General features: G+C 64.2%; 15 protein-coding genes. 5 read left to right on the forward strand and 10 right to left on the reverse strand.

Features of this window, described 5'->3' with window-relative positions; translation table 11 throughout:
* Positions 1 to 13: 13 nt before the first annotated feature.
* From allB to dctA, 9 genes are all read right to left on the reverse strand, one after another.
* A complete protein-coding gene (gene allB / locus JGU72_RS08245; RefSeq protein WP_199683336.1) occupies positions 14 to 1,366 on the reverse strand; it encodes an allantoinase AllB in 1,353 nt (450 codons plus the stop codon).
* On the reverse strand, positions 1,359 to 2,417 hold the full coding sequence (alc, locus tag JGU72_RS08250; protein WP_199683337.1) for an allantoicase: 1,059 nt from the start codon (positions 2,415 to 2,417) through the stop codon (positions 1,359 to 1,361). Before alc ends, allB begins: the two co-directional genes overlap by 8 nt.
* Positions 2,414 to 3,577, reverse strand: a complete 1,164-nt coding sequence (locus tag JGU72_RS08255; protein ID WP_199683338.1) for a glycerate kinase — start codon at positions 3,575 to 3,577, stop codon at positions 2,414 to 2,416. The genes alc and JGU72_RS08255 overlap by 4 nt, the downstream gene beginning before the upstream one ends.
* Positions 3,578 to 3,579: 2 nt before the next feature.
* Complete coding sequence (gene gcl / locus JGU72_RS08260) at positions 3,580 to 5,367, reverse strand: glyoxylate carboligase (protein WP_199683339.1); 1,788 nt, start codon at positions 5,365 to 5,367, stop codon at positions 3,580 to 3,582.
* Positions 5,368 to 5,410: 43 nt separating this feature from the next.
* Positions 5,411 to 6,295 carry a 2-hydroxy-3-oxopropionate reductase gene (locus JGU72_RS08265; protein WP_199683340.1) on the reverse strand — a complete coding sequence of 295 codons (885 nt, stop codon included), beginning with the start codon at positions 6,293 to 6,295 and terminating at the stop codon, positions 5,411 to 5,413.
* A gap of 26 nt (positions 6,296 to 6,321) precedes the next feature.
* Entirely contained in the window at positions 6,322 to 7,125 is an 804-nt protein-coding gene (locus JGU72_RS08270; protein WP_199683341.1) for a hydroxypyruvate isomerase family protein, read from the reverse strand.
* A gap of 35 nt (positions 7,126 to 7,160) precedes the next feature.
* Complete coding sequence (locus JGU72_RS08275) at positions 7,161 to 7,553, reverse strand: allophanate hydrolase-related protein (RefSeq protein ID WP_199683342.1); 393 nt, start codon at positions 7,551 to 7,553, stop codon at positions 7,161 to 7,163.
* 173 nt (positions 7,554 to 7,726) lie between these two features.
* Entirely contained in the window at positions 7,727 to 8,500 is a 774-nt protein-coding gene (locus tag JGU72_RS08280; RefSeq protein ID WP_199683343.1) for an MTAP family purine nucleoside phosphorylase, read from the reverse strand.
* Positions 8,493 to 9,899 carry a C4-dicarboxylate transporter DctA gene (dctA, locus tag JGU72_RS08285; RefSeq protein WP_199683344.1) on the reverse strand — a complete coding sequence of 469 codons (1,407 nt, stop codon included), beginning with the start codon at positions 9,897 to 9,899 and terminating at the stop codon, positions 8,493 to 8,495. Before dctA ends, JGU72_RS08280 begins: the two co-directional genes overlap by 8 nt.
* Before the next feature lie 193 nt (positions 9,900 to 10,092).
* Between dctA and JGU72_RS08290 the strand changes: the two genes are divergently transcribed.
* Together JGU72_RS08290 and JGU72_RS08295 are read left to right on the forward strand one after the other, a co-directional pair.
* Entirely contained in the window at positions 10,093 to 10,863 is a 771-nt protein-coding gene (locus JGU72_RS08290; protein WP_199683345.1) for an IclR family transcriptional regulator, read from the forward strand.
* A gap of 70 nt (positions 10,864 to 10,933) precedes the next feature.
* Positions 10,934 to 11,407: a nuclear transport factor 2 family protein gene (locus JGU72_RS08295; RefSeq protein ID WP_199683346.1), complete on the forward strand. Its 474-nt coding sequence runs from the start codon at positions 10,934 to 10,936 to the stop codon at positions 11,405 to 11,407.
* A 19-nt stretch (positions 11,408 to 11,426) separates the two neighbouring features.
* On the opposite strand, the gene JGU72_RS08300 is transcribed toward JGU72_RS08295, so the two are convergent.
* Positions 11,427 to 12,704: a PucR family transcriptional regulator gene (locus JGU72_RS08300; protein WP_199683347.1), complete on the reverse strand. Its 1,278-nt coding sequence runs from the start codon at positions 12,702 to 12,704 to the stop codon at positions 11,427 to 11,429.
* A 273-nt stretch (positions 12,705 to 12,977) separates the two neighbouring features.
* On the opposite strand from JGU72_RS08300, the gene JGU72_RS08305 reads away from it, so the two are divergent.
* The 3 genes from JGU72_RS08305 (at position 12,978) to JGU72_RS08315 (ending at position 17,206) form a co-directional block, all read left to right on the forward strand.
* Positions 12,978 to 14,273, forward strand: a complete 1,296-nt coding sequence (locus JGU72_RS08305; RefSeq protein WP_233531804.1) for a PucR family transcriptional regulator — start codon at positions 12,978 to 12,980, stop codon at positions 14,271 to 14,273.
* A 140-nt stretch (positions 14,274 to 14,413) separates the two neighbouring features.
* On the forward strand, positions 14,414 to 15,907 hold the full coding sequence (locus JGU72_RS08310) for a long-chain-fatty-acid--CoA ligase (RefSeq protein ID WP_199683348.1): 1,494 nt from the start codon (positions 14,414 to 14,416) through the stop codon (positions 15,905 to 15,907).
* 60 nt (positions 15,908 to 15,967) lie between these two features.
* The gene (locus JGU72_RS08315) at positions 15,968 to 17,206 is read left to right on the forward strand and encodes a cytochrome P450 (protein ID WP_199683349.1); all 1,239 of its coding nucleotides are present in this window, start codon (positions 15,968 to 15,970) and stop codon (positions 17,204 to 17,206) included.
* Position 17,207: the final 1 nt, after the last annotated feature.

Genomic DNA, 17,207 nt, shown 5'->3' on the forward strand with positions numbered 1-17,207 from the left:
ACCCAACTAGGGGTCAGGCCGTCCCGCGGGTCAGCAACCGCCCGCGCGGTGCCTCGTCGAGGTCGATTCGAGACCCGGCAAGCCAGGTACTGCGGACGACACCTGCGAGGGGCAGGCCGTCGTAGGCGCTGATCGGATTCTTGTGTTGAAGCTGCTTCGCGTCGACGACAAATGCCTGGTCGGGAGCGAAGACGACGAAGTCGGCCGCGTAGCCGAGAGCGATATGGCCCTTGGTTGTGAAGCCGACCTGACGGGCTGGATTCTCTGCCATCCACGCAACGACGTCCAGCAGGCTGTGCCCGCGGCGACGCGCTTCCGTCCAGATCGCGGGCAAGCCGAGTTGCAATGATGCGATGCCACCCCAGGCGACCCCGAAATCACCGATGTCGAACCGCTTCAGTTCCTCGGTGCACGGCGAATGGTCCGACACGATGCAATCGATGACACCGTCGCGCAAGCCCTGCCACAGCAGTTCGCGGTTCGATGCTTCTCTGATCGGCGGACAGCACTTGAATTGCGTTGCACCCGAACGGATTCCTTCGGCAACGAAGGACAGATAGTGCGGACAGGTTTCGACGGTGAGCCGCACACCGTCGTTTCGCGCGGAGGCAATCATCGGCAGGGCGTCGGAGCTCGACAGGTGCAGGATGTGCACTCGGCAACCGGTCCAGCGGGCAAGTTCGATGACTTCGGCTATTGCCAGGTTCTCAGCGCCCCGCGGCCGTGAGGCGAGGAAATCGGAGTAGCGCTCACCTTGCGGGGACGGTGCACGATCGATGCTGTGCGCGTCCTCGGCATGCACGATCATCAGCGCGCCGAAGGATGCGATCTCACGGAGCGCAACTTCCAGTTCCTGCGGATTCAGGGGCGGGAACTCGTCGACTCCGGAATGCAGTAGGAAGCACTTGAAGCCGAACACGCCGGCGTCGTGCAAACCCCGCAGTTCGGAGACGTTGCCGGGAATCGCACCGCCCCAGAACCCGACGTCGACATAGGCCTGATCGGACGCGACCTTCTGCTTGATCTCCAGCGCGGAGACGTCGACCGTCGCCGGAATGCTGTTGAGCGGCATGTCGACGATTGTCGTCACACCGCCCGCGGCGGCGGCCCGTGTTGCACTCGCAAAGCCTTCCCATTCGGTGCGGCCGGGCTCGTTGACGTGCACGTGGGTGTCGACCAGTCCGGGCATCAGCACCTCGTCTGTGCCGAGGTCGATCGTTTCGCGCGCCTCGAGCGCCGAGTCGAGTGGCTCGATCGCGACGATCTTGCCGTCCCGGATACCGATGCACCGCGCAACTTCGCCGGCTGCCGTGATCACACGCGGTGCGCGGAAGATCAGGTCGAGGGGTGCGTTCGGATCACTCATCGGTCTCGTCCGTCGAAATCGTCGCACGGTGGTCGGCGGGCAGTCCGCCCCACCAGCGTTGGTGGGCCTGCGTCAGCGCGTCCGCGTCGAGTTCGCCGAACAGCCGGAGTCGGGACAGTCCGCCGTCGGGGTAGACGTCGAGCCGCAGGTGGGTCGCTGCGTTGGCGCTGTCGAGCAAGAAGCGATGCCGCGTATCGGGCTGGACCGCCGTGCGGGCGAGCACGTCGAACCAGGCGTCTGCATCGTCGAGGCTCGCCTTGCGAGTGTCGATGGCGCGCAACGATACCCAGCCCGGCGCATTGCCGACGTAGTAGCTCGTGTCGATCTCGACATGGCGTGGATGCCCGGCTGCCGCGAGTTCGAATACTGCGAAATCGTTGCCACCGCCACGGCGCCGGGAGTTCTCCCAGCCTTCGCCCATATTGCGTGCGCGGCCGGGGAGGATGATGTTGGCGGGGGATGCGTAGAAGGCATCAGAGCAGTCCACGAGCTGTCCGCCGTTCTCCGCGGCAAGGAGATCCACTGTGCCGCCGAGGAATCGGGGATCGGGGACAACCTCACCGTGTACTCGCAACCGTGCGACGCCACCGTCGGGGTAGATCGACAGGCGCACGTGGGTCCAGCGGTGCCGATCGGTGACGGCGTAGGCGTTGGCCTTGTCGCCTTCTGCCGGTGACTTCTCGACGATGGTGTGCCACTGTGCATTTGCGAGTTCGTCGATCGAGGGATAGCCCTCGACCGATGCCGCTTCGATCGAGACGAACGGTGGGTAGTTGCCCTTGAAGTAGGCGGTATCGACAACGACGCCGTGGACGATGCCGGCCGCGCCGAGCCGAACGATCGCCCAGTCGTGCCCCTCGTCGCGCCGGCGCCGGGTCTCCCAGCCGTCGTACACCTTGCCCTTGTGGCCGAACTCGTTCGGATCGAAGAAGGGAGCTTCCGGACGAATCAGATTCTCGCGCTGCGCGAACAGCTCGTCGTTGGCTGCCGTGACGCTGCCACCGAGGGCACGCGACGCAAGGTCGGGCAGGCCTGTGAATTGAAGTGTCATGATGCGGCTCCTGTCGCTTGGTGGTGCTGTCGCGTGCTGCGGGTGTGTTCGGTTTCTTCGACGATTCGAGGGCCTAGCTCGCGCAGTAGTGCCGCGGCGTTGGCGATCGAGGTTTGCGGGTCGGGCTCGAGGTCGGAAAGTGTGTAGGCAGCTGCGATTCCGGCTCGGTGCAGCTGTTCGTCGTCGAGCAGGCTGCGCCCGGCGACGGCGAGTACCGGTGTGCCGCGGCGTCGGGCGGCGGCCGCAACGCCGGCAGGTGCTTTGCCGTGCAGAGTCTGCGCGTCGAGGCAGCCTTCGCCGGTGATCACGAGATCGGCTTCCGCCAAACGGCTTTCGAAGTCGACGAGCTCGAGGACCAGCTCGATGCCTGGGCGCGGAACGGCGCTCAGCGCCGCGAAGAGTGCAAGGCCGGTACCGCCTGCCGCGCCCGCGCCCGGGGTCTCGGATTCGTCCCGACCGACCGCGTCGGCCACCACGTGCGCCCAGTTGGTCATCGCTATCTCCAGCACGGCGAGGTCGCTCGCGGTGGCGCCCTTCTGCGGTCCGTACACCGTGGTGGCACCGTCCGGACCGAGAAGCGGGTTGTCGACGTCGCAGGCGACGCGAAGGCGCGCATTCGCCAGCGCGGGGTGTAGTTGCGTCAGGTCGAGGCGAGCCGCTCTCAGCAATTGCCCGCCGCCGCGGCCGACGTCCATTCCCTCGGAGTCACAGATTCGCGCTCCGAGTGCCTGGAGGAGACCGGCTCCGCCATCGGTCGACGAGCTGCCGCCGATCCCGATGACGATGTCTCGGGCCCCGTGGTCGAGGGCATGCGCGATCATCGTGCCGAGTCCGAAGGTGCTGGCGCCCAATGGATCCGGAATCGAGCCGGGTAGCGCGGACAGACCGACCACCGAGGCGAGTTCGACGACCGCGCGGTCGCCGTCGACCGCGTAGGCTGCGACAAGCGGCCGACCGGTCGGGCCGGTCGCGGCGACGCCGACCCGAGTCCAGCCGGTGGCGACGGCAGCCGCCACCGTGCCGTCACCGCCGTCTGCTATCGGGAGTTGGGTTGCGGTCCAACCACGTCCGGCGTCGGTGATCCCCAACGCCAACGCTTCGGCGACCTGAGCCGCGGTCAGCGACCCTTTGAACTTGTCCGGGGCGATGAGCGCGTGCATGGCTAGTCCAGCAACATGAGTGCGGTCGGTGCGTCGTCGCGCTGCACGGCGAGCTGTTCGAACTCGGCGACGTTGTCCAGTTCGGTTCCCATCGCGATGTTGGTGACCTTCTCCAGAATCACCTCGACGACAACCGGCACCCGGTGTTCGTCGGCCAGTTCGCGTGCGCGACGCAGCGCTCCGGCGATCTCGGCTGGGTCGCTGACCCGGATTGCCTTGCAGCCCATGCCTTCGGCGACTCGGACGTGGTCGACGCCGTAGCCCTTCGCGGCGATCATGGAGTCGTCGGCGTTGATGTTGTCGAAGCCGAGCTGGACGCAGAAGTCCATGTCGAACGCCCGCTGCGCCTGCCGGATGAGGCCGAGGTAGGAGTTGTTCACGACGACGTGGATGTAGGGCAGATTGAACTGCGCGCCGACCGCCAACTCTTCGATCATGAACTGGAAGTCGTAATCGCCGGACAGTGCAACGACTTTCGCGGTGGGATCGGCCGTCAGGACACCGAGGGTTGCGGGGATGGTCCAGCCCAGCGGTCCCGCTTGCCCGCAGTTGATCCAGTTACGCGCCTTGTAGACGTGCAGGAACTGGCCGCCGGCGATCTGGGAGAGCCCGATCGTGCTGACGTAGCGGGTGTCGCGCCCGAACGCGCGGTTCATCTCTTCGTACACACGTTGCGGCTTCACCGGGATGTCGTCGTAGTGTGTCTTGCGCTGCATGGTGCGTTTGCGCTCGGCGCACTCGGCGACCCAGGTGGAGTAGTCGGGCAGCGTGCCCGCGGCCTTGCGCTCCTTCGCGACCTCGATCATCTGCTCGAGTGCCGCCTTTGCGTCGGAGACGATGCCGTACTCGGGGGCGAACACGCGACCGATCTGGGTGGGCTCGATATCGACGTGCACGAACGTGCGGCCCTTGCGGTAGGTGTCCAGTCCGCCCGTATGCCTGTTGGCCCAACGGTTTCCGATGCCGATGACGAAATCGGATGCGAGCATGGAAGCGTTGCCGTACCGGGTCGCGGTCTGCAACCCCACCATGCCCGCCGCCAGACGGTGATCGTCGGGAACGATGCCCCAGCCCATGAGCGTCGGCACCACCGGAACGTTCAGTAATTCGGCGAGTTCGACGAGTTGGTCCTCGCCACCGGCGTTGATGATGCCGCCGCCCGCGACGATGAGCGGGCGCTGCGATGCGGTCAGCATGTCCAGGGCCTTTGCGGCTTGCCTGCGCGTCGCCGCCGGCTTGTAGACAGGCAGCGGTTCGTACGTGTCAGGGTCGAAGTCGATCTCGGCCAGCTGAACGTCGATCGGCAGGTCGATGAGGACCGGTCCCGGCCGTCCCGATCGCATCAGGTGAAATGCCTGCTGGAAAGCGCCGGGGACCTGTGCGGGTTCGAGCACCGTCATCGCCATCTTGGTGACGGGCTTCGCGATCGAGGAGATGTCGACGGCCTGAAAATCTTCCTTGTGCAGCCGTGCGACGGGTGCCTGGCCCGTGATGGCGAGGATCGGAATCGAATCCGCCATGGCCGAATACAGCCCGGTGATCATGTCCGTGCCCGCGGGTCCGGAGGTGCCGATGCAGATGCCGATGTTGCCGAACTTGGCGCGGGTGTAACCCTCCGCCATGTGTGAGGCGCCCTCGACGTGGCGGGCAAGCACATGCTTGATGCCACCGTGGGCACGCATCGCGGCGTAGAAGGGATTGATCGCCGCGCCTGGTAGACCGAAGGTCTGCGTGGCTCCTTCCAGTTCCAGAATCTTCACGGCCGCGTCGGCGGCCCGCATTTTGGGCATGACAAATCTCCGTCTATCGAAAAAGGTTTGAGTGAAGGGGGATTCAGTTGGCTTCGCGGCCGGACAGCCGCTCTACGCCGCGGAAGAGCCCGGAATGATCGAGTCCGCCGTCGCCGTTTGCGCGAGCAGACGCCATGAGCTGTGCGAGGACCGCGCCGAGCGGTACGACGACGCCGGCTTCGCGTGCCGCGGCGGTAACGATGCCGAGGTCTTTGTGGTGCAGGTCGATCCGGAAGCCGGGGTCGAAGTTCCGGTCGAGCATCTTCTGCGCTTTCTGGTTGAGCACAGCCGATCCGGCGAGGCCGCCGCCGAGGACCTTGACGGCAGCGTCGGTGTCGACGCCGTATGCCTCGAGGAACACGATCGCCTCGGCGAGCAGTTGGATGTTGCCCGCGACGATGAGCTGGTTGGCAGCCTTGACCGTCTGCCCCGAGCCGCTCGGGCCGACGTGCACGATCGTCTTGCCGACCGCTTCGAGTACAGGCTTTGCGCGCTCGAAGTCGGCAGCCGCACCGCCGACCATGATGGAGAGGGCGGCGTTGATCGCGCCTGGCTCGCCGCCGGACACGGGAGCATCGAGCAGCGCGAAGCCGCGTTCGGTCGCCTGATCGGCCAATTGCGTCGTGACGTCGGGACGGATGCTCGAGAAGTCGATGATCAGCGTGCCGGGCTGCGCGTTCTCGAAGACGCCGTCGGGTCCGGTGAGAACTGCCTCGACGTCGGGGGAATCCGGCACCATGACGGCGACCACATCGGCGTCGGCGACTGCTTTCGCGATCGAGTCGGCCTCGCTACCACCGGCTTTCACGAGGTCGGCGCCCCTGTCGGGTGTGCGGTTGTAGCCGGTTACCCGGTGGCCGGCCGTGGCGAGGTTCACGGCCATGGGGCTGCCCATGATGCCGAGACCGATGAATGCGATTGTGCTCATTGGGAATTCTCCTCGTAGGTGTGGGCTCAGGCGGTGAAGCCGGGCAGCCAATCGAAAGTGTCGGGGCGGGTCGCCTTGTACTCGAGGCTGATGTAGCCGTCGTAGCCGTTGGCCGCCAACTGCTTCAGGTAGCGCTGTAAATCGATCTCGCCGGTGCCGGGTTCGCCGCGGCCGGGCGAATCTGCGATCTGGACGTGGCCGATGCGGTCCGCGTAGGTGTCCAGCGCGGCTGCGACATCGTCTCCGTTGACGTCGAGGTGGTACAGGTCGGCGAGCAGGCGAAGGTCGGTTACGCCGTGGTCCCGCTCGACCGTCTCGATGACTGCGACGGCGTCGCGTGCGTGCTTCAGCGGGTACGCGGGCGCACCGCTCACCGGCTCCACCAGGACAACGCCACCGATTCGCGCCGCCGCCTTGCCGGCCCTCGCCAGGTTCTCGGCTGCGATCGCATCCTGCTCTGCCGGGTCGATGCCGTCGATCCTGTTGCCGTACAGGGCATTGAATCCTCTGGTCCCCAGTCGCGCACCGATTCCGACCGTGACGTCGATGTTGTCACGGAACTCAGCGGCGGTCGCTGGGTTGGAGAGCAGGCCGCGGTCGCCCGCGGGCATGTTTCCGGCCGCGAAGTTCAGGCCTGTGAGCGCAACCCCCGCGTTCTCGATGGCGGCGACGAACGCGTCGACCTCCTGATCTGCAGGTACGGCGGTTTCGAACGGCCACCAGAACTCGACTGCGCCGAAACCTGCGTCGCGCGCAGCCTGGGGGCGCTGCAGCAACGGGAGATCGGTGAGCAGAATCGAGCAGTTGACTGTGTAGGCGCGAGTGTCCATGTCGTGTCTTGCCTTTCGAGATTGTGGCGGTCGGTTCAGGAGGGTTCCGGGAGGCCGCGGTACTTGCGCCAGCCGCCGTGCTCGGTGATCTCGGTGAGCTGGTCGGGGATCGACTCGAGATAGCCCGGCCGGAGCCCGACCGCCAGTACCGACCTGCCGTCGTCGAGCTTGATGACCGTCAGTTCGAGTTCGGCCGGCTCGTCCGGAAGGAAATCGGTCCGGATGTTGTCCATCGGCACGTCGTACAGCTCGCCCTCGATGGACGCGCCGCCGTCCTCGGTCAGCAGCAGTGCGGGGAATTCGTCGCGCACGGAGAAGAACCGGTAGATCGGAGCAGTGCGTACCGCGCCCACGAACTTGTGCTGCGCCACGTTGTGGTGCAGGTTGCCGCCCCGCATTGCGCCGCCGTTGCAGAACAACTCCGCCATCTCAGGTCCCTCTTTCTTCGCTAACTTCCATATTATGGAAGTAATATTTCGTTTAGTGGTATTAGTGAACCGCGTCACGCACGGTTTGTCAAGCCTGATTCGGCGATTCGTCCCACGAATGGAGACGGGCGCCGACCATGCGGTCGGCGCCCGTGGTACTTCGAAACCTATTCTCATACAGAAGAATTGGCTCCAGCGTGTGTAGAGTCCAGCGCCACGGCAACTTGCAGCAGCGCCTGCCTCAGGCGCTTTGTCTTGCTGTCGAGAACCTCGCTGACCAACTCCTGGGTGACCGGCCATGGCGTGTCCGGGATCACGTCGTGGTCGGTCACGAGGGCCACGCACGTGTAGCTGACGCCGAGCTCGGCCGCCAGGGCAGCTTCGGGGTAGGGAGTTTGGCTCACCAGATCCCAGCCCTGTGCCGCGTACCAGCGGGACTCTGCGCGGGTCGAGTAGCGCGGACCGCGGATCGCGACGAGCGTGCCGCCGTCGTTGACGATCCAGCCGTTGCTTCGGAGGGCTTGGACCACCGCCCGGCGGCCCGCGAGCGGAAATGGGTCGCCGAAGCTGAGATGTACGTCCTGGTCGTCGTGGAACGTGTCGTCCGTGCGACCGGTTCTGTCGACGAGTTGGTCCGGCACGACGATCGAACCCACACCGATCGCGGGCCGCAGCGATCCGCAGGGTGTCGGCGCCAGAATGGTCCGGACACCGAGGCTGTGCAGTGCCCAGATGTTCGCGCGCGCGTTGATGCGGTGCGGCGGAATCGTCCGGTGCCGGCCGGTTCTGGTCAGGTAGGCGACGCGATGCCCGTCCGACTTTCCGAGAACGATTGTGTCGGAGCATGATCCGTACGGCGTATCGACGGCAACTTCTTCGACGTCGTCGAGCAACCCGTAGTAGCCCCAGGTGCCGAGAACGGCAACGTGCACATCGGAGTCAGGCATTGCGCACCGCCAGTTCTGCCTCGACGGGACGGCTGGTCTTGGTCAATTCGACCGGTGCCGTGTCGGTTTCGTGTCCGGGGTGCGGATGCGACGCGACGTCATCGGGATCGTCCGGCACGATTCCCCGGTCGAGTACCGCGTGCATCTTGTCGGTATCGAGCATGCCGACCCACTTGGCGACCACGAAGGTCGCAAGGCAGTTGCCGAGCAGGTTCGTGAAGACCCGCATGGAGTCCATCAAGCGGTCCGCGCCGAGTAGCAGGGCAACCGCGGCAACGGGGAACGCGCCGATCGCGGCGGCCGTGGCCGACAGTGCGACGAATGCGGATCCCGGGACGCCGGCCATACCCTTCGAGCTGAGGATGAGGATGCCCATGATCGTGATCTGTTCGCCCAGGCTGAGATCCACGCCGACGGCTTGGGCGAGGAACATCATGGCCAGCGACAAATAGATGGCAGCACCATCGAGATTGAAGGAGTACCCGGTCGGGACTACGAGGCCCACCACCGCGCGATCGCAACCGGCGTTGTCGAGCTTCTTGATGATTCGCGGCATGACCGCTTCGGATGACCCGGTACCGAGTGCCAGCATGAACTCTTCGCGGCAGTACTTCACGAACTTCCACGCGTTGACGCCCGTGAGCAGTTTGACGACCAGCGAGAGACCGATGATGAACACCAGTGCGGCGCCGTAGCAGGCCAGGATGAGGATGCCGAACGACTTCAGCGAACCGGCACCGTAATTGCCGACGGTGAAGGCCATCGCGCCGAACGCGCCGAGGGGTGCCAGGTACATGATGTAGCCGACGATCCGGAAGATGACGTGCAGCGCTTGATCGATGACGTCCATCAAGATCGGCGGCGCCGACTCGCTGTAGGAGGCAAGCGCAACGCCGAAGAGTACGGAGAAGAGCAGAACCTGGAGCAGGCTGTTCTGGGCGAACGCGTCGAACACGCTGGTCGGAATGATGTTCATGACGAAGTCGACGCCTCCGGGCAGGTGGGCGCCGTGCGTCTTCTCGTCTAGGGCGGTTGTATCGAGGGTCGCCGGGTCGATGTTCAAACCGTGGCCGGGGTGGACCAGGTTGCCGACCAGGAGGCCGAGCCCGAGTGCGCAGGTAGTCGCTCCCATGAACCACAGCAGCGCTTTGCCGCCGATCTGGCCCAGCGCCTTCATGCTGCCTACCTTGGCGATCCCGGTGACGATCACCAGGAAGATCAGCGGCGCGACGACCATCTTGATCAACTTGATGAAACCTTCGCCGAGGGGCCGACAGTGATCGGCGAGCCCGGGGAAGACGATGCCGGTGGTAATGCCGGCGACGATGCCTATCAGGACTTGGACGAACAGACTCTTATACCAGCGCCGCGGTTTCGCGGTGGTTTCGACTGTGGACACGAAGTACCTCTCCATCGGACTTCCATATTATGGAAGTTAAATTCCATTACTAATATAGTGGTCCGCATCACATGGAGTGTCAAGGCCGAAGTCGCTACGACCACTGGGCACGCGGCAGCGCTATCGTCATACGATTAGGTAATTCCGCTAGTCGGAAGTCGGATTGCCTCTCGGGGCGGGAAAGGAAGTATCGATGGCCGCGATACCGAACCAAGGCGGCGGCGTGCAGTCCGTCGACCGCGCCTTCGACATCCTCGAGATCATGGCGGCCGCAGGGGGATCGATCGCACTCAGCGAGCTCGCCGAAACCGCAGGATTGCCGCTCCCGACAATCCATCGGCTGACTCGATCGCTCGTCTCGCGCGGATATGTGCGACAGCTGCCTTCGCGAAAGTATGCGCTGGGGCCGAAGCTGATTCGGCTGGGGGAGAGTGCGACGCAGCTGATCGGTGCCTGGTCGCGCCCACACCTGTCCGACCTCGTCCGGGCCACCGGCGAGACCGCCAACATGGCTGTCCTCGACGGCACCGCCGCCGTATACGTCGCACAGGTGCCGTCGGAACATTCGATGCGCATGTTCACCGAGGTCGGCAAGCGGGTCTACACCCATTGCACCGGTGTCGGCAAAGCGCTTCTTGCGCAACTTCCCGACGACTCGGTCCGCAGCATCGTGGCGCGGGCGGGTATGCCCCGGCAGACGCCGAATACGCACACCGATCCCGATTCGCTGATCACCGACCTCGGTGTCATCCGCCAGCGTGGATACGCGATCGACGAGGGTGAGCAGGAGATCGGGGTTCGGTGCTTCTCGGTGCCGGTGCCCAACGCGCCGACGCCCACCGCGATCTCGGTGTCGGGACCGGCGGCGCGTGTCACCGTCGAATCGGCGGACCACATCGTGCCCCTGCTCAAGCGAGTCGCCAAGGAACTCGCGACCGAATTCGACACCAACGCTGCACTGTAATCTGCGGTCGAGGCCGAAGAACTGAAACGTGTTCTTGTTTATCGACGGTGCTTGGAGAATGCTGCTAGGCATGGACCTGGTCGCACTCGAAGAAATCCGCAGACTCAAGTACCGATACGCCCGTGCCCTCGATCTCAAGCGGTGGGACGAGTTCGCGGACGTCTTCACGGTCGACGCCGTCGCCGAATACGGCACGCGCGCACTCTCCGAGCCGCTGACCCTGACAGGCCGCGCGGCGATCGTTTCGTTCATGCGCAAGGCCTTGGGAAACGGCATCATCACCGTCCACATGATGACTCAGCCGGAAATCGAGATCGATGGTGAGACAGCCACGGGGACTTGGTGTTTCGAGGACACAGTGATCGCACACGAGCAGCGGGTGATGATCAAAGGCTCGGCGTACTACGACGACGTCTACCGCCGTGAAGACGGGATCTGGCGCATCGCGCGCACTGGCTATGTGCGCACCTGGGAGGCGTCGGTCTCGTTCGACGACATGCCAAGCTTCAACCTGCTGGCGAATCGCTGGGCAACTGCCGGGTGATCCACCCGGTCGCTCGACGCTAGCGCTCGCTGAGGACCGTATCGCCTAGGAGTTGGCAAAGCAGCAGTGCAACTTCGACGTCGAGGCGATCGTCGTCGATCGCTCTACCGCGGCGTTGCACGGCTCGACCGACCCGATATCGCACGGTGTTGAAATGCAGATGCAACTCGGCTGCCGAAGCCTTGAAACTCGAACCGGTCCGCAAGAACGTCCGCAGGGTCTCGCGCAATCGGTCGTCCTGCTCGGTTATCGATGCGAGCGGGCCGAGCACCTCGCGCACCCAACGACGTGCGGTTTCGACATTTTCGCCGAGTAGGCCGGCGAGCAGTATGCCGGGGTCACCTGCTTCGATCACGCGGTCGGCGCGCGCATGGTTGTTCAATGCAACACTGCGCGCTTCGAGCGCCTGCTGGTGCGAACGGCGGAATCCCGCCAAGCCGGCCAGCGGGCGGCCGATGGAAACGAACGGCGAATCGTCGGCTGCGGCGACGATTTCGCGGATTCGGGCCGACGCGTCCGGTGATTTGTCGATCGGAAACGGAATCCATGCCCAAGCGGTCAATCTGTCGGCCGGAATGTACAAGCACGCTTCTCGGTCCCCGACCGACGCGGCGAGCCGTTGAATGAATTGCTCCAGCAGAACTGTTTCGTTGCCTGCGGGAGATTCGTCGCACCAGGCGACCAACGCCAGATGTACCCGCCGGAGCGGGTACTGAATGAGCATCGTCATCGCGTCGATGTCGTTGTCGCCGCCCTCCAAGAGGTCGCGGACGTGTGACGCACGAACGTAATTGCGGCTGCCGTGCCATCGGTCGCGTTCATCGTGGTAGGTGGTGATGACGCGCTGCGATATCCAATCGATGTAATCGAAAGTGTCGGCTGTGAGCCGGTCTGTCACGTCGAGCGCAGACTCCGCATCCAGCCCGCATTTTCGGATTTCGCTGAGCATCGTTTCGAGAACCGTTTGGTGCCCGATTCGATATGCCCGCACCAAGACATTTGCCGGTATATCGCGCTGCGCGAGGCGTCGCGCATATTCGAGGGCAAGGCTGGGCGGTTCGATCTGATTCAGTGGGATGCCGTTGCGTATCGCCGCGAAGATTGTCTCGATATTCGCTGTCACCGTATCGCTGAGCATGGCCATCAGCTGCGGATCTTCGCGCAGCTCGGCGATCTCGCCGACCAGGACCCGTTTCGTGCGCGCGGTAACTTCGACAAGTCGCTCCTGCAGCCTGCCGATGATCTCGACGACCGTCGCGTTCGCCGACGCGTCGCGCTTCTGATCGCTGTCCGCCATGGTCGGAGAGTAGCCCCATCGAGCTCCGCAGATCACAAGTTTGCGACGGCACCGGCGCTGCTGACCGACTGATACAGCATCGAACTTGTAGCCGCGATACAACAGTCGGCTGAAAGTTGGTAGGTCGGGTACATCGCGACGCCGACGTGCGCGCCGTAACGTTCTGCACGGTTGCAAATGCGAAATGCATTCGTAAACAAGCTATTTCGGAATCGATCGGCGCAGTGCGACATCTACAGGTACAGCCCACCACACGAAGAGGTTCAGAACGCCATGTCGAAACCTGGCTCTTTCGGTCCGCAGCGGCGCCCCCATGCCAGTACGCACCGGGACAGGCGAGCGGCGTCGTCGCCCGTTGCGTTGGCCGGCGCGCTCGGCACTCGCGACGAAGTAGGTGACAGTCAGATGGGCGACAGCAGGGAGGTTCGGCAGTTGATCCGCGATCGGAACGTCCTGATCGAGTCGTTGTTCGCTGAACAGGACACGCTCGTCGAACGAGTTCGCGCGGCTCTCGGGGTCGAGCATTCGGTCAATCGCAGGGTGCGATCCGACGAACTCCACAACGACATGGCACGCGATGTCGTGCGGATCCTGTCCGCTGCTCGTGGTGGTCGTGCTGTCGTCAACGGCGACGATGTTGCCGACCTCGCAATCGCCGGCGAGGCATGGGCGCGCCAGGGGGTTCCCGTCGACGAGATGTTGCGCGCCTGGCAGATCGGTGTCGAGGTTGTGGTCGGCCACGTTCGCGATCTCGGTCGGCGGCTCGGCGTCGAGGATGCCGACCTCCTCGAGTTCGTCTCGTCAGCGCTGGCGTGGTCGGACATCGCCGTCGTCACAGCTGCAAAGGGGCACCGGACAGCTGAGATAGCCCTCGCGATCGCGGAAGAAGAGCGGCGCGCCGGGTTCGTGCGGGGTGTGCTCTTCGGGACGGTGCCGGCGTCTGATCTGCGCGTGACTGCGGAGGCCCACGGGATCGATCCGACCCGTGAGTACGTCGCGATCAGAGCACGCCTCGCCGACGGTGTGAATCAGCGAAAGCTGGAGCAGCAATTAGGTTTTCATGATTCATCGCAGCGCAGGCAGGGGCTGTGCGCGCTGGTGGACGGCGCAATCGCCGGATTCCTGAGTGAGCCACCGTCGACAATCGGCGACGGTCTGGCCGGAGTCGGCGCGCCGCGGCCGCTGAAGTACGTTGCAGAGTCCTACCGGCAGGCGACGCGCGCTTTGATGACGGTGCAGGCGTGCGGTCTGCACGGGGCACACGATCTCGAGTCGCTCGGCCTACGGGCAGCGGTCGCCATGGACAGCGACGTCAGCGACATCATTCGCGCGCGCTACCTCGATCCACTGTCGCCAGGGGACTCGGCCCGGGAACTAATCGCGACCGTCCGGGCGTACCTCGCATGTGACATGCACGTCGAGCGCACGGCAACACGATTGTTCGTGCATCAGAACACTGTTCGGTACAGGCTTGCCCGCTTCGAGGAGTTGACCGGTGCGTCGCTACGCGAGACGCAGGTGATCGTCGAAGTGTGGTGGGCGATCGCACTTTCGGAGATGAGTTTGTAGTCGGAGCCAATCCGGGGCGCACATTCTCGGAATGGGCTCCGTAGTGGTTCGACTATGCGGTTACCAGACTTGGTCGCACAGTTCGCGCTGCGCGCGAATCCTACCCACGCACTTGCCACCGAGGATCGAGGAGGAACTCAGTGACCAATTTGTCGCTCAATTTGATCGAATCCGCTCGCCGCCGACCGGACGAGATCGTGCTTCGTCTGGACGAAGCCGAGGTTTCGTTCGCAAACCTCGACGCGGCGAGTGCGGGCCTCGCGGGTCTGCTGGTGGCGCGTGGTCTGCGTCCGGGCGACAGGGTCGGCATCATGCTCCCCAACGTTCCGTACTTCGCCATCGTGTACTACGGCGTACTGCGGGCGGGCGGCGTTGTCGTGCCGATGAACGTGTTGTTGAAGGAGCGCGAAACCGCTTTCCACCTCTCGGATTCGGCTGCGTCCTTCATCTTTGCGTGGCCTGCCTTCGCACTCGCCGCTCTGGCCGGTGCCGACGCGGTGGGTGCCGAGTGCGTGCTCGTCACACCCGGCGACTTCGAAGAACTGATTGCCGCGGCAGATCCCGTCGACGAACCGGTTGCCCGGTCCGACAGCGACACCGCCGTAATTCTCTACACGTCGGGCACAACGGGAACGCCCAAAGGCGCGGAGCTCACGCACGCCAATCTGCGCGGCAACGTCGCGGTTGTCGTGGACATGGTCGGGCTGACCGAGTCGGACGTGATCCTGGGTGCACTGCCGCTGTTCCATGCGTTCGGACAGACGGCCGGCCTCAACGCGGCTGTCGCCGCGGGTAGTTGCCTCACCCTGATCCCGCGTTTCACCCCTGAGAAGGCACTCCAGATCATCGAACGCGACGGCGTAACCGTATTCGAAGGTGTCCCGACGATGTTCGCTGCGATGCTGCACTGCAACGCACGAACGTCGGCAAAATCGTTGCGGCTCTGCATTTCCGGTGGGGCCGCGCTACCGGTCGATGTAATGCGCGGCTTCGAGGAAGCCTTCGGCTGCGCAGTGCTCGAAGGCTACGGGCTGAGCGAGACCTCGCCCGTTGCGTCCTTCAATCACCCAGGCCGCGAACGTAAACCCGGATCCATCGGTACGCCGGTGGCGGGCGTCGAGATGAAGTTGCTGACCCCGAACGACGAAGGGATAGGAGAGATCGCAATCCGCGGCGCCAATGTGATGAAGGGGTACTGGAACTGCCCTGACGCAACAGCTTCCGCGATAGACGCCGAGGGCTGGTTTCGTACTGGAGACCTCGCTCGATGCGACGCTGAGGGCTACTACTTCATCGTCGACCGGTCCAAGGACATCATCATCCGCGGCGGCTTCAACGTGTACCCGCGCGAAATCGAAGAAGTCCTGTACGGCCACCCGGCGGTCCGTGAAGCCGCTGTGCTCGGCGTGCCGGATGACCTGCTGGGCAACGAGATCGGCGCCGCCGTCGCGTTGATTCCAGGTTCCGAGGAGGACGCGCCGGGCATCCGTGAGTTCGTCCGCGAGCGGGTTGCTGCCTACAAGTACCCGCGCCACATCTGGTTCGTCGACGAGCTGCCGAAGGGCCCCAGCGGCAAGATCCTCAAGCGCGAAATCGCAATTCCCGTCAAGGCATCCGGCCCCGTGCGTGGTTAGGGAGTCCAGGGACACCCCAACCGCGCACAAGGGCGCAGCCCCCTACAGAAAGAGGAAACGATGAGCAATGTCGACGTGCAAGACCTCTCGACGATCGATCTGGCAGAACCGAGTGTCTGGGACGATGGCCCGCCCTACGAACTGTTTGCGCGCATGCAACGCGAAGATCCTGTCCACTTCAGCCCGCAGCGCGTAGCGCCGGACGAGGGCGGCTTCTGGTCCATCACTCGTTTCGACGACGTGCGAGCGGTCAGTCGCGACCATAGGACGTTCTCCTCGGAGCTACGCGGGATCCTGAACGTCGACGACATCGGCGTACCACTGGATGTCCAACGGTTGCAGCTGATTTCGATGGACCCGCCCCGGCATGACAGGCTCAAGGCGCTTGTCATCAAAGCATTCACGCCGCAGCGCGTCGCCGAGCACGAGGACGCCGTCAAGCAGATCATCGGCGGCGTGCTCGATCAGGTCGCCGACCGGGACCGCTTCGACCTCGTTGCCGACGTTGCGCGTCCGATCCCGGCCCGCGTGATCGGCTCGTTCCTCGGGACGCCGCCGGAAGACGACGATCAACTGGTGCAGTGGACGAACGTGTTCACCGCATTCGAGGACCCGGAGATTCGTGAACAGTGGACAGACACCGCCGCGGTCTTCACCGAGATCATCGAATACGTCAACAAGCAGATCGCGCTCCGCCGCGACACCCCGGGCGGAGACCTGGTGACCGCGATGATGAACGCCGAGGTGGATGGGGAGAAGCTCAACGAGTTCGAACTCGCAACCTTCTTCATCCTTTTGATGTCCGCGGGCAACGACTCGACGAGGGCAACCTACAGCGCGACGATGCTCGAACTGTTGCGCAATCGCGAGCAGTTCGACCAATTGCGGGAGAACCCCGACCTGATCGAGGCCGCGGTCGAAGAAGGTCTGCGCTGCTTCCCGGCCTTCGCGTTCATGGCTCGTGCGGCAACCCAGGATGTGGAGTTGCACGGCAAGCAGATCAAACAGGGTGACCGATTGCTGTTGTGGTACTTGGCATCCAATCGTGACGAAGCGGCGTTCGAGAATCCGCACAAGTTCGACATCACCCGGCCCGGACTCGCCGACAAGCACCAAGCATTCGGCGGTCGGGGCAAGCATTTCTGCCTCGGTGCCAACCTCGCCCGCATGGAGCTGAAACTGTGGATTGCGCAGACACTGGAGCGGTTCCCCGACCTCACGTTGGATGGTGAGCCGAATCGTGTGCGCGCGCTGTTCCTGAATCAATACAACTCGATCCCTGTACGCCGCGGATCCTGAA

This window comes from Antrihabitans auranticaus, assembly GCF_016481275.1.
GTDB lineage: Bacteria > Actinomycetota > Actinomycetes > Mycobacteriales > Mycobacteriaceae > Antrihabitans.

What these genes read in the sequence shown, in the direction of transcription:
- allB (WP_199683336.1), bottom strand. Translation starts at nt 1,366, where the DNA reads ATGAGTGATCCGAACGCACCCCTCGACCTGATCTTCCGCGCACCGCGT.
- alc (WP_199683337.1), bottom strand. Translation starts at nt 2,417, where the DNA reads ATGACACTTCAATTCACAGGCCTGCCCGACCTTGCGTCGCGTGCCCTC.
- JGU72_RS08255 (WP_199683338.1), bottom strand. Translation starts at nt 3,577, where the DNA reads ATGCACGCGCTCATCGCCCCGGACAAGTTCAAAGGGTCGCTGACCGCG.
- gcl (WP_199683339.1), bottom strand. Translation starts at nt 5,367, where the DNA reads ATGCCCAAAATGCGGGCCGCCGACGCGGCCGTGAAGATTCTGGAACTG.
- JGU72_RS08265 (WP_199683340.1), bottom strand. Translation starts at nt 6,295, where the DNA reads ATGAGCACAATCGCATTCATCGGTCTCGGCATCATGGGCAGCCCCATG.
- JGU72_RS08270 (WP_199683341.1), bottom strand. Translation starts at nt 7,125, where the DNA reads ATGGACACTCGCGCCTACACAGTCAACTGCTCGATTCTGCTCACCGAT.
- JGU72_RS08275 (WP_199683342.1), bottom strand. Translation starts at nt 7,553, where the DNA reads ATGGCGGAGTTGTTCTGCAACGGCGGCGCAATGCGGGGCGGCAACCTG.
- JGU72_RS08280 (WP_199683343.1), bottom strand. Translation starts at nt 8,500, where the DNA reads ATGCCTGACTCCGATGTGCACGTTGCCGTTCTCGGCACCTGGGGCTAC.
- JGU72_RS08290 (WP_199683345.1), top strand. Translation starts at nt 10,093, where the DNA reads ATGGCCGCGATACCGAACCAAGGCGGCGGCGTGCAGTCCGTCGACCGC.
- JGU72_RS08295 (WP_199683346.1), top strand. Translation starts at nt 10,934, where the DNA reads ATGGACCTGGTCGCACTCGAAGAAATCCGCAGACTCAAGTACCGATAC.
- JGU72_RS08300 (WP_199683347.1), bottom strand. Translation starts at nt 12,704, where the DNA reads ATGGCGGACAGCGATCAGAAGCGCGACGCGTCGGCGAACGCGACGGTC.
- JGU72_RS08305 (WP_233531804.1), top strand. Translation starts at nt 12,978, where the DNA reads ATGTCGAAACCTGGCTCTTTCGGTCCGCAGCGGCGCCCCCATGCCAGT.
- JGU72_RS08315 (WP_199683349.1), top strand. Translation starts at nt 15,968, where the DNA reads ATGAGCAATGTCGACGTGCAAGACCTCTCGACGATCGATCTGGCAGAA.